Below are 12,060 nucleotides of genomic sequence, written 5' to 3'. Positions count from 1 at the left end.
CTTATCTTTGCGTCAACGTGTACAATAATGCCGCAAAATATAGCCTGCTGATAAAAAATGAAGCCAAACGTCTTGGGTTTTTAGATGTGGGTATTTCAAAGGCCGAATTTCTGGAAGATGAGGCACCCCGGCTGGAAAAATGGCTTCATCAAAATTACCATGGTGAAATGAAGTACATGGAAAATTACTTTGATAAACGCCTTGATCCGAGATTGCTGGTGGAAGACGCTAAATCTGTTATTTCATTATCGCTCAATTATTATACGGACGAAAAGCAATTGGATCCCGATGCACCTAAAATCTCCAAATATGCCTACGGTCAGGATTACCATACCGTCATTAAAGATAAACTGAAGGCACTGACCTTTTTTATTGAAGAAAATATCGGAGCAGTATCAGGTAGGGCTTTCGTAGACTCTGCTCCAGTTCTGGACCGTGCCTGGGCAAAAAAGTCAGGTATTGGTTGGATAGGAAAAAACTCCAATCTGATCAGTAAAACAGAAGGCTCCTTTTTCTTTCTGGCGGAACTGATTGTAGATCTGGAACTGGATTACGATCATCCCTTTCAAACCGATCATTGCGGTACCTGCACGCGCTGTTTAGATGCATGCCCAACAGATGCTATTATTGCCCCACAGGTGGTAGATGGAACGAAATGCATATCTTATCTGACTATTGAGTTGAAAAATGAAATTCCTACAGAATTCAAAGATAAAATGAGCAACTGGATGTTCGGCTGTGATATTTGTCAGGATGTTTGCCCATGGAACAGGTTTTCAAAAGCCCACAATGAAGATGCTTTTAAACCAGAAAACGGACTTCTGGATTTAAGTGTTCAAGACCTGACCGAAATTACAGATGATGTATTTAAAAAGGTGTTTAAGGGTTCGGCTGTCAAACGCACTAAATTTGCAGGATTGAAAAGAAATATTGATTTTCTTAAACCAGAATAGCTTTAAAAGCAAAGTGGCCTTAATGACTAAGGCCACTCTGGTAAATATAAATTTAGCTATTTAATTCACATTAAAAGTATTATCGCCTTTTGCTTTATCCGGAACATGGCTGCTACCCATTACCACTTTATTGAGCTTTTCAGTTGTTTTAACCGGAATTAAAACTTCCTTGGCTCCCTTTTCCCATATCCCGATTGTCGTATGGCTTTTCGCTGTAGTGCCATCGCTGTAAGTCAGCGTCAGGTCTACAGGCAGTGGTTTGATTCCTTTGTTTTCTATAGCAACCGTATACCCGTCATTGGTTTTATTTACAGCTTTAATACCTAAATCTAAAACGCCACCTTCAAAAAACCAGGTTTTCCAGAACCAGTTCAGGTTTTTACCGCTTCCTTCATTCATGCTGTTAAAAAAATCGTATGGCATAGGATGTTTGCCGTTCCAGTTTTTAATGTAGGTATGCAGTGCTTTGGTAAACAATTCATCACCCAGGTAATCTTTCACAAACAGATAAGCTAAACCGGGCTTAGGATAAGAATTTGTAAATGAACCCGAGCCCTTCAAATCCGTTGTCAGCGTCATAATAGGTGAATCATCTTTTCCTCCTGATGATGAAGCAGTAGGCTGAACGCCGTATTCATCCACCATTGTCGAATCAATCATAGGAGAAATCAGCCACTCCCCAATCGTTGCCCAGCCCTCATCCATCCAGCCATATTTGGTTTCATTAATCCCCATATAAAATGGAAACATGGTATGGAAAATTTCGTGATCGGTGAGGGTAATGGCATCCTCGCGATTACTAACCGGATTGTCATTTACCATCATCGGATATTCCATTTGATCTAAACCATCAAAAATAGTTTCATGATTGTATGGAAAAGGCCATTTTGGAAAAACAAAACTCATCGATGATACTGTTTTACGGGCAAAATCTATCACCTCGTAATAATCTTTATGTTTTGGATTGAATACCGCATCTACCCGGGTTCTTCTCCCGGTTTTCGGATCAACCACCAAGCTGGTTGATTTCCATAAATAATGATCACTCAAGGCGAAAACAAAGTCAGTTACATGCTCAGCTTCAAACTTAAAAGTATTGAATGCGTTGTTTTTAGTCACTTTTTTAGTTGTCAAATCCTGATCTGTGATCACATCAATCACCTCATCCTTCTTTTCTGCAGCTGCAAGTCTGGTCACAATCTGCTCCTGAAAAACGTCTGACGCATTTTTTAGATCACCTGTTGCCCAAACACCGTATCCGCCCGGAACTGTGATCTCTGCGTTAAACTGATCAAAATCATTATAGAACTCTTCGGCACCGGTATATGGAAATTTATTCCACCCATCCACATCATCATATACTGCTATCCGTGGGAAAAAATAAGCCACAAAATAAGCACCTTCATCTACCTGACCGGTACGCAGATGTGAACCTTCATTTAAGGTATAATGATAATCGATGTCGAATTTAATTGTTTTGCCAGGTAGAACTGCAGGTACTTTAACCGTCATGTTTGTACCGTTAATCTGGTAATCGCTGATGATCCTTCCTGTTGCAGTTAGTTTTTCAATGGCTACTCCTTCGCCTAAATCAGATTCTGCGATTTTAGATTTACGGGGGGTACCTTTTTGGTAAATATTAGGATATAGCTTAAACCAGATTTCGGTTAAGGTATCCGGACTGTTATTGGTATAGACTACGCTAACCTGACCTTTTAATAAGCGATTTACCGGATTGAAATCTATTTTAAGATTATATTTAGCAGCATTTTGCCAGTAATTTTTACCGGGCTTTCCATTGACATTTCGGGTTTCATTTTGATAGGTTTTCTGAAATTCAGGCGCTATGGGTAAAATGGTTTGTGCACTGGCATAAAATGCCGTGCCCAATAGCAGGCTAAATATTTTTATAAATTTCATTTTTTTTAAACTTTAGGGCAAAGTGCCTGGCACATGGCAATCAGTCAAGCAATCTGGCAATTAAACAATTTACGTTTCGCAAGCAATTAAATAATCTAAACAAGTTACCCAATTATCTATTTTCCAAACTTCATTTTTAACTGTTCCAGCATATCGGTATTGATCGGCTCGGCAGGTTTTTCAGGTTTTGGCTGCGGTTTTTTAAACTGCGGACGAGGTGCGGATGGATTTTGCGGTGGCTTCGGTGTCTTGTTCTCGTTTTTCCGGGCATTAAACTTCGCCCATTCCTCATCCAGTTTCTTTTTGGTGTAAAGAGGGAAATCACCATTTTTCATCCAGGCATAATAGCTTGGTTCTACCGCAAAAACCTGTTGCGCGGTTTTGCCTTTATGCTTTCCGAAGTTAAAACAAACTTCATCCTGATCATTATAAACTAAACGACCAGCAAAATCTACAGGCTTATTTATGTTGGTAAAAGTGTGCAAAGCATCTACATCATTTACAACCGGGATGCTTTTAACCCCCTGTTTGCTTTCAAATTCAGTTTCCTTATACATTTCCAGCTGCCCCAAAAGCACTTTATAGGTTGCTATTACATCTGCTTCAGCGGCATGTGCATTAACCAAATCTTCCTGGCAATAGAATTTATAAGCTGCTTTCAGTGTGCGCTGCTCCATCTGGTGGAAAATATTCTGCACATCAACAAACTTTCTTTCAGTCATGTCGAAATCAACTTCTGCCCTCAAAAATTCTTCCAGGAGCATCGGGATATCAAATTTATTGGAGTTATAACCGGCAAGGTCACTATCACCTATAAAATCTGCTATTTCTGTGGCCAGCATTTTAAAGGTGGGTGCATCGGCAATGTCTTCATCATAAATTCCGTGAATTAAAGAAGTTTGCAAGGGAATAGGCATTTCAGGATTTACACGCCAGGTTTTAACCACTTCAGTTCCGTCAGGCATTGCTTTTAAAACGGCAATTTCTACTATCCTGTCTGCTCCTACATTTATACCTGTTGCCTCAAGATCAAAAAATGCCAGAGGTCGCTTTAAATTTAATTTCATCAGTTTTACTATCAGATTGAGATGAAGCTGTAATCAACATCCATTAATATATATTTATTCAAAAGTGCTAAAAAGGATTGGTTTGTTTGTACAACACATTTATTTAATTCAAAATATTTCCTGGTTATCTTTCCGAATATTAAATTGCGAAAAAATTACGCTTTACATGAAAACCTTCTTGTTATCTCTTGTGCTTTGCTTTTCTGCATGGTCTGCATTTGCTCAAAATTTTACTTACGGACAGGTTACCCATGATGAGATGGACTTTGACCGGAAAAAAATCGACAGCAATGCGAATGCGGTTGTATTGAAAGAATTCGGAACAGCTTGCATCCAGAAGGATGACATCAGTGGGCAGCTTGAACTGGTTTTCGAATACCATACCAAAATTAAAATATATAATAAAAACGGTTTCAGTGCAGCAAACATCATAATCCCAACCTATAAGGGTGCGAATTATGAAGAGCTTATTACTGAGTTGAAAGCCTCTACATTTAATTTTATCGATGGAAATTTCGCAGAAACCGTTATGGATAGAAAAGCTGTTTTTAAAGAAAACAGATCGAAATACATCCAGTTAACGAAGTTTACTTTACCCAACCTGAGAGAAGGTGCGATCATTGAATACAGTTACAAATTAAAATCGCCTAGATTGTTCAATTTTAAAACCTGGGAGTTCCAGTCTGATCTGCCTAAAGTATCAAGCGAATACCAGGTTTTTATCCCGGGTATATACAACTATAATGTTTCATTAAAGGGCTACCAGAAGCTTAGCGACCAAAAGGCTGAACTTTCTAAAGAGTGTTTAAGATTTGACGGGGCAAATATAGATTGTTCCAAAATCACCTACCTGATGAAAGATATTCCTGCATTTGTGGAAGAAGAAAATATGACGGCTCCAAGTAATTTCAAGTCTGCTATTTACTTCGAACTATCTGATTTAACTTATCCGAACGGTGCTAAAACTTCATATACCAAAACCTGGAAAGATGTGGATTATGAACTCACTACTGATCAGTCATTTGGTTCGCAAATGAAGAAAAAAGACATTTATAAAGATCTGATTACAGGTATAACTCAAAATGCTCCGGATGACTTGCAGAAAGCCAGGGCCATTTTTAATTATATTAAAAAACAAATCAAATGGAATAATTACTATGGCGTATTTTCAGAAAACAGTATCAAAAAATCTTTGGAAAGCAGATCCGGCAGCGTGGCTGATATTAATCTTAACCTGATAGCAGCCTTATCTGCTGCTAACCTGGATGCAGAAGCCGTTATTTTATCAACCAGAGAAAACGGCACCATCAATAAATTATATCCTGTCATCTCTGATTTTAATTATGTGGTAGCTAAAGTGAACATTGGCGATAAAAGTTATTTATTAGATGCTTCCGAACCCCTGCTTCCATTTGGTTTATTACCATTGCGATGCATTAATGATCAGGGCCGGGTGATTAACCTTAAAAAGGCCTCTTACTGGATTGATTTGAATGCAAGCCAGAAAAGCATAACCAGTTATATTTTAGCAGGCAAATTAAATGCTGATGGTAAATTAACCGGAAATTTAATTACTTACACACAGGGTTATGCGGCATACAATAAAAGAAAGGACATTCAGAAATCCGGGTCAATAGATGAATATGTAGAGAAAATTGATGAGCGTTTACCGCGAATAAAAATCTTACACCATGAAATTGATAATTTGGACAGTATTGAGAATATACTCACTGAAAAATATGAAGTTGAATTTACCGTGAATGACGGCAGCTCAAACAAACAATTTTATCTGAGTCCGTTTTTTATTAATGCCATTACCAAAAATCCTTTTAATCTGAATGAAAGAAACTATCCGGTAGATCTGGGTGCAGCTACCGATGAGCGGATATCCATTCAGATTACGCTGCCTGATCAATATGAATTATTGGAAAAACCGAAAGACATGGCCATAGGTCTACCTGAATCCGGGGGAAAGTACCTGCTAAATACCTCACTGGAAAACAATCAGTTATCATTGCATCAGGTTTTACAGTTGAACAAAGCAGTTTATGAGCCATCTCAGTATCTGTATCTGAAAACATTTTACAGTAAAATCATTCAGAATCAAAAAAGTGAGTATTTACTTAAGAAGGCAAATTAATGAAATATATCATTGCACTCGTATCGCTTTTACTGCTACCGCGGCCGGGTTTTACCCAATTAAATTTTGATGCCGACCTGATCTCGCCACAGCTTCGCAACCGGGCAAATGCCTGTATCAGAAATGAAGCAATTACGGTAGATATGATTGCAGACGATCATGTAACTTACCTGCAGAAAAAAACAATTACCGTATTTAATCAAAATGGAGATGATAATGCACGCATAGCCATTGGTTATGATAAAAATAATGCTATCAAAAGTATTAAGGGTGAAATATACAATGCTGGCGGAATATTGATCCGGAAATTTAACCAGAACGATTTTTCTGATATGAGTGCCGTAGATGGGTTTTCTTTATTTACCGACAGCAGATTAAAGCTTTTTACACCATCCGTAAATCAGTATCCCTATACCATTTCTTATGATGTGGAAATCAGAAATAAACAGAACCTGATCATTCACGACTGGATGCCAACAGCTCAGCATAATGTTTCTGTTGAAAAGAGCAGTTATACTTTTATCAGTAAACCTGCGGATCAGGTTCGGATTAAAACCCAAAACTATCCCGGTAAACCTATAGAAAGCGCTGATGAAAAGCATAAAAAACTATGCTGGTCCATTAGTAACCATTTTGCCACGAAATCAGAACCTTTTAGTCCTGACCCTGAAAATTACCTGACTAAGGTACAGATTGCCCCCCGGCAGTTTTATTATTACGGGCATAAAGGAAATTACAATAACTGGCAGGATCTCGGTCAGTGGATATATGATGACCTGTTGAAAGAGAGGACTGTATTACCTGCAGCTACTGTACAAATGGTTAAAGACCTGGTTAAAGGCGAAAACAATGATAAGGAAAAAGCCCGAAAGATATATCGGTTTTTACAGGAAAAAACACGCTACATCAGTGTTCAGATTGGCATTGGTGGTTTCCAGCCTGTTGCTGCCAGTGAGGTAGATAGGCTTGGCTATGGAGATTGTAAGGCACTGGTGAATTATATGCAAAGCTTACTTAAAGCTGCTGACATCGAATCTTATTATTGTGTTGTGCAAGCAGGATCAGTTAAAAAAAGTGTTGATCCCGATTATGCGAGCATGACGCAGGGCAACCATATCATTTTATGTATGCCACTCAAGGGAGATACCACCTGGCTGGAATGTACCAATCAGAAAATCCCTTTCGGATTTTTAAGTGATTTTACAGATGACAGAACCGTTTTTGCCTGTACGCCAACAGGCGGAAAGCTCATGCATACGCCCAAATTAACTACACAGCATAATCTTCAGATCCGTAAAGCAATGCTGACCGTTAACCCTGATGGAGATGTTACCGGTAAAATGAATACGATATTTTCAGGAGGACAGTATGATAACCGTGAATCAATAACCGATAAGCCTTTAAGTGAACAATATAAGCTTTTAAGAGCGGTATATAATATTGATAACATCAATATTGAAGGTGTTCTTTTTACCGAAAAAAAAGAAAGCAACCCTCAGCTTACGGAGGATGTTCAGTTTAGTATCAGAAGTTATGCACCTTTAAATGGCCGTAAAATGTATCTGCAGTTGAATGCATTTAACGTTCAGCCAACAGTTCAGGAATTGCGAAACCGCACGTTACCGGTTTACATTAACCGTGGTTTTACAGATGAAGATACGCTGGAATTTAATTTACCAGATAACTTAAAACCGGAATTGGTTTTGGTGGAAGATAAGCATTTTAATAATCCATTTGGCGAATACCTGCTTAAAGTGAGTAAAGATGGGAGCAAGCTAACCTACTTCAGGAAACTGGTGCTGCATGACGGCACCTTCCCTGCTGAAAAATATGCTGATTTTTCAAAGTTTATCAACGATGTTCACATGGCAGACCGCCTAAAACTGGTGCTTAGCTTAAAATAATAATGCCCAGCCCAATTCCGATGATCATGATGAGATACATAATAATTTCAGTTGATGCAAAGCGTTTGTATTTGGTCCAGAAAGAGTAATCATGATCTTGATTTGGCATAATTGAAATTTAAAACGCTAAAATAAGTAAATTCAGCTAATGATCAGGCCGGTATTTTGTGATTTGTCTGGCCATCCCCCTGAAGAGTACCAGATGAAAAGGCCACATGGTGTACCAATACATGCGTCCCCACAATCCGCGGGGCCTAAAAGTGGCAACCTGGGATAAAAATGCCTTACCATGAAAATTCACCAATTTTAATTCCAGCCAGGCCTCTCCCGGAACCTTCATTTCCGCATAGAGCAAAAGCCTTTTATTTTTTTTATCGGCCAGTAATACCCGCCAGAAATCCAGAACATCTCCGGCCTGCAAATCCGTACTGCTGGTTCTACCACGTCTGGCGCCCACTCCGCCGAACATTTTATCTAAAAATCCCCTTAACTGCCATAGCCAATCCATATAATACCATCCCCGCTTTCCACCAATGCTCCATATATTTTCAAAAACTTCTTCTGCTTCCCTGTCAAACTGCATTTTCACCTTATATTCCAGCGTGCCATTTTGCGGAACTTTTATCTGATCCATAAAATCATTATCCAAATAGCCCCTGTTGAGGGCATCTTTCCAGCTGGAAACAATAGAATTCTGATCAATTTTTTCAAATGCAAGGTGCAAAGCTTCTGCGTAAGTTAAGCACTTTCTAGGCACCACCCTCTGAATACGGTTATCTTTACAAACGACCTCATTTTTCATGCTATCAACCAAACTTCTGGCCAGCGCATATGGCACTGGCGTAATCATATTCAGCCAGAGTGACGATAATCTTGGAGTTAATACGGGTACGGTGATAATCCAGCGTTTAAGTTTTCGCTCTTTGGCATAACCTAAAAGCATATCTTTATAGGATAAAATATCGGGTCCGCCAATATCAAATGTTTCATTATAAGCTTTTTCATTATCCAGTACTCCCGTCAAATAAGCCAGCACATCACGTATACCGATAGGCTGACAAAGTGTTTTAACCCATTTAGGGGCCACCATCACGGGGATTTTCTCTGTTAAATCACGGATAATTTCAAAAGAAGCACTACCTGAACCAATAATAATGGCAGCCCTTAAAATGGTACAGGCTATTTGTGATGATTTCAATTCATCTTCTACCGCTAATCTGGAACCAAGGTGTTTGGAAAGATGCATATCATTTGCAATTCCGGTTAAATAGATAATCTGCCTGCAATTCGTTTTTTTTATGGCTGTAGAAAAATTTGCAGAAGATTTTCTTTCCATATCAGAAAAACCCTCAGTACTTGACGACATGGAGTGCACCAGGTAATAAGCCGCATCTATATCTTCAGGTATTTCGTTCAGCGCATCAGCATTTAAAAGATCACCTGAAATCACCTCTACTTTGCTTTGCAACTCTGATGCTAAAATAAACCTTCTTTTATCCCGAACCATACAAACCACTTCGTGATTCTGATCCAAAAGTAAAGGCAATAAACGGGTCCCGATGTATCCATTTGCACCTGTCAATAAAATTTTCATCTGGTATTTATTTTATGCATAACAGATTTGAAGGTACTTTGTTACAAAATGCCGCATGAGTTTAAAAGTTTAATGATAGCCAAGTAAAACCTGGATGATCAGTCACAGAAAAGTAAAACACTTTGTAATGATAAATTTACAGCATTTCGCTTACAATAAATCTTTTTTTACCTCGTATAAGTACCAGTAATTTACCAAATATTCCTGAATGAGAAAAAGCATCCCTAGCCTTGCTGTGATTTTATTGGTGATCAGCATGGTTTGCACAAGTTGGACGGTAGTGGAATTTCCAAAACAACAATTATCTTTATTTACACCTGGCAAGGATAGTATTTATAATCTCTATGTTTCTAATATTTATCATCACGCTAAACTCGACTCTGCCGGGTTGAGTGAGGTTGTATTTGAAAAAGCATTTACAGGTTTCTACAATCTGAAATACTCAGGCTTAACACAATCAAAAGACATCCTGTCTATTGTGGATTTTGATCAGGAAAGTTATAAAAAGCGCCTTTACATTATTGATCTTAAAGACAATAAACTGCTGATGAATACCTGGGTGGCGCATGGTCAAAATAGCGGAGATGATAAACCCGACAGTTTTTCGAACAAGCCCAATTCCAATCAGAGCAGCCTGGGTTTTTACCTGACCGGTGAAATTTATAATGGTAAACATGGCCGCTCGCTTAAGCTTGACGGAATGGATGTTGGTTTTAACGATAAAGCCCGTGAAAGAGCCATTGTATTGCATGGCGCGAATTATGTTTCGCAGGGAACAATTGATCAGCTCGGGCGGTTAGGGCGAAGTCAGGGTTGCCCGGCAGTTGCTTCCAAACTTTCAGATCCGATTATTAAAATGATATCAGGCCGAACGGTATTATTTATAAATCGTTCTGATCAAGGTTATAATTCTCAGTTTTTAAATGAAACCCTTGCTGCAAGTATGGTGTCCAATCAGCAGGAAGTTTTTGCTGTAAAAATGGATTAAAATCAAAATAATTAAAATTTTTCACTTATTTAAACTTCAAATTTGTAATTTATTTTATACATTTAAAGTATAATCAAAATCACTCTATTTTTTATACATCCCGGTTAATACCTGATTATGAAAATATTGTGTTTTTTGGTGATATATGTATCTGCCAACTGCGTTTATGCGCAAAATAGTCAAGGGCCCAGGCTCACCGCTCTTGCTGATAACGGAACTGCCGTAAATGATATATGGACATTACAGGCCAACCCTGCTGGAATTACCTTTCTCAATCATCCGGCTGTTTCATTAAACTACATCAAACATCTTTTAAGTGATGAAATCAGCACCCAGGCATTCGTTGCTGTAATTCCTTCTAAAAATAATTATGCAGGTATCAGTTTTCAGCGTTATGGATTTGCGTCCTACCATGAAAGTAAAATAGGCTTCGCCTACGCTAAAAAATTCGGACAAAAACTATCATTAGCACTCAATGGCAATTATCATCAGTTAAAGATCGAAGATTATGGCGCATCAACTGCTTACACTATCGATGCGGGTGTATTATATCAATTTAATCAGCATTTCAGCATAGGTGCTTTCAGCAGTAACGCATCACGGCAGCAGTATAGTGCCAGTTTGCGCTCCGCGAAAATACCTGCTTCATTTAATATCGGGGCCAGTTATCTGGCCAGTAAAAAAGTATTAATTGCAACAACGGTATCCAAAATTACGGATCAACCAATTGATGTCAGGATAGGCATAGAATATCAACTTTTTGACTTACTAAGTCTGCGGGGCGGCTTAAGTACAAAGCCTCTTAAGCAATATGCGGGTTTTGGGATCAATTACAAAAAATTTGTATTGGATATGGCTACTACTTATGAAGCCAGTCTGGGTTATGCACCTCAAATTGCAATCAGCTATGTATTTTAGGATCTTCACCGCCTTATTTGTAATAATGGGATTTATTGCAAATGCACAAGTTTCAGAACAACAGGTAGAAATAAGGGACATCCTGGAAAGTGTTGCAGATCATCTTCCTGATGATTATGACCTCACTGAACTGGTCGATGTTTTAATGCGTTACCGTAAAAATCCGATTAACCTCAATCAAACCAATCCGGATGAATTAAAAACGATTATTTTCCTTTCTCCATTACAAATCAGCAATTTCTTTAGCTATATTAAAGAAAACGGAAACCTGATTAATGTCCTGGAGCTTCAGTCCATTGATGGTTTTGATGAAAGAACAGTTCAAAATCTTCTGCCTTTCGTTACCCTTCAGGATATGGGCGAATATGAAAAACTATCTTTTAAAGATATGATGCAGTCTGGCGAAAATGATTTTTTGATGCGTTTTTCACAAATTCTGGAAAAGCAGAAAGGATTTACAGATTTACCCGGCAACAGGTATTTAGGTTCGGCAGAACGTTTTCAAAGCCGGTATCGATACCACTATGGTACTATATTATCTGCGGCCATTACCTTAGACAAAGATGCGGGTGAAAA

The 12,060-nt window shown here is 38.5% G+C and carries 9 protein-coding genes and 1 pseudogene; 6 read left to right on the top strand and 4 right to left on the bottom strand.

What is annotated here, in order from left to right:
• Window positions 1-17 precede the first annotated feature (17 nt).
• Window positions 18-953 (top strand): tRNA epoxyqueuosine(34) reductase QueG, encoded by a 936-nt coding sequence (gene queG, locus CBW18_RS21050; RefSeq protein WP_088303341.1) that lies wholly within the window; start codon window positions 18-20, stop codon window positions 951-953.
• A gap of 60 nt (window positions 954-1,013) precedes the next feature.
• Here the strand turns inward: queG and CBW18_RS21045 are convergent, their stop codons facing one another.
• Window positions 1,014-2,873, bottom strand: coding sequence for a M1 family metallopeptidase (locus tag CBW18_RS21045; RefSeq protein WP_088303340.1), 1,860 nt, complete (start codon window positions 2,871-2,873; stop codon window positions 1,014-1,016).
• A 116-nt stretch (window positions 2,874-2,989) separates the two neighbouring features.
• Complete coding sequence (locus CBW18_RS21040; protein WP_088303339.1) at window positions 2,990-3,940, bottom strand: 3'-5' exonuclease; 951 nt, start codon at window positions 3,938-3,940, stop codon at window positions 2,990-2,992.
• A 166-nt stretch (window positions 3,941-4,106) separates the two neighbouring features.
• Here CBW18_RS21040 and CBW18_RS21035 point away from each other — a divergent pair, with 166 nt between their 5' ends.
• Window positions 4,107-6,080, top strand: a complete 1,974-nt coding sequence (locus tag CBW18_RS21035; RefSeq protein ID WP_088303338.1) for a DUF3857 domain-containing protein — start codon at window positions 4,107-4,109, stop codon at window positions 6,078-6,080.
• Window positions 6,080-7,984: a DUF3857 domain-containing protein gene (locus CBW18_RS21030; protein ID WP_088303337.1), complete on the top strand. Its 1,905-nt coding sequence runs from the start codon at window positions 6,080-6,082 to the stop codon at window positions 7,982-7,984. The genes CBW18_RS21035 and CBW18_RS21030 overlap by 1 nt, the downstream gene beginning before the upstream one ends.
• Here CBW18_RS21030 and CBW18_RS21770 read toward each other — a convergent pair.
• On the bottom strand, window positions 7,971-8,093 hold the full coding sequence (locus tag CBW18_RS21770; RefSeq protein WP_255353654.1) for a hypothetical protein: 123 nt from the start codon (window positions 8,091-8,093) through the stop codon (window positions 7,971-7,973). The two genes, CBW18_RS21030 and CBW18_RS21770, sit on opposite strands and share 14 nt — an antisense overlap.
• A gap of 36 nt (window positions 8,094-8,129) precedes the next feature.
• Complete coding sequence (locus tag CBW18_RS21025; protein ID WP_088303336.1) at window positions 8,130-9,578, bottom strand: SDR family oxidoreductase; 1,449 nt, start codon at window positions 9,576-9,578, stop codon at window positions 8,130-8,132.
• A 208-nt stretch (window positions 9,579-9,786) separates the two neighbouring features.
• Between CBW18_RS21025 and CBW18_RS21020 the strand changes: the two genes are divergently transcribed.
• The 3 genes and pseudogenes from CBW18_RS21020 to CBW18_RS21010 form a co-directional block, all read left to right on the top strand.
• On the top strand, window positions 9,787-10,566 hold the full coding sequence (locus CBW18_RS21020; RefSeq protein ID WP_088303335.1) for a murein L,D-transpeptidase catalytic domain family protein: 780 nt from the start codon (window positions 9,787-9,789) through the stop codon (window positions 10,564-10,566).
• Between the two features lie 117 nt (window positions 10,567-10,683).
• Window positions 10,684-11,484 (top strand): hypothetical protein, encoded by an 801-nt coding sequence (locus tag CBW18_RS21015; protein WP_088303334.1) that lies wholly within the window; start codon window positions 10,684-10,686, stop codon window positions 11,482-11,484.
• 25 nt (window positions 11,485-11,509) lie between these two features.
• Window positions 11,510-12,060, top strand: a pseudogene (locus CBW18_RS21010) (helix-hairpin-helix domain-containing protein); the annotation flags it as partial.

The organism is Pedobacter sp. AJM (assembly GCF_002197755.1).
Classification (GTDB): domain Bacteria; phylum Bacteroidota; class Bacteroidia; order Sphingobacteriales; family Sphingobacteriaceae; genus Pedobacter.
This window is presented reverse-complemented; position numbering and strand designations above follow the sequence as displayed.

What these genes read in the sequence shown, in the direction of transcription:
- CBW18_RS21045 (WP_088303340.1), bottom strand. Translation starts at nt 2,873, where the DNA reads ATGAAATTTATAAAAATATTTAGCCTGCTATTGGGCACGGCATTTTAT.
- CBW18_RS21040 (WP_088303339.1), bottom strand. Translation starts at nt 3,940, where the DNA reads ATGAAATTAAATTTAAAGCGACCTCTGGCATTTTTTGATCTTGAGGCA.
- CBW18_RS21035 (WP_088303338.1), top strand. Translation starts at nt 4,107, where the DNA reads ATGAAAACCTTCTTGTTATCTCTTGTGCTTTGCTTTTCTGCATGGTCT.
- CBW18_RS21030 (WP_088303337.1), top strand. Translation starts at nt 6,080, where the DNA reads ATGAAATATATCATTGCACTCGTATCGCTTTTACTGCTACCGCGGCCG.
- CBW18_RS21770 (WP_255353654.1), bottom strand. Translation starts at nt 8,093, where the DNA reads ATGCCAAATCAAGATCATGATTACTCTTTCTGGACCAAATACAAACGC.
- CBW18_RS21025 (WP_088303336.1), bottom strand. Translation starts at nt 9,578, where the DNA reads ATGAAAATTTTATTGACAGGTGCAAATGGATACATCGGGACCCGTTTA.
- CBW18_RS21020 (WP_088303335.1), top strand. Translation starts at nt 9,787, where the DNA reads ATGAGAAAAAGCATCCCTAGCCTTGCTGTGATTTTATTGGTGATCAGC.
- CBW18_RS21015 (WP_088303334.1), top strand. Translation starts at nt 10,684, where the DNA reads ATGAAAATATTGTGTTTTTTGGTGATATATGTATCTGCCAACTGCGTT.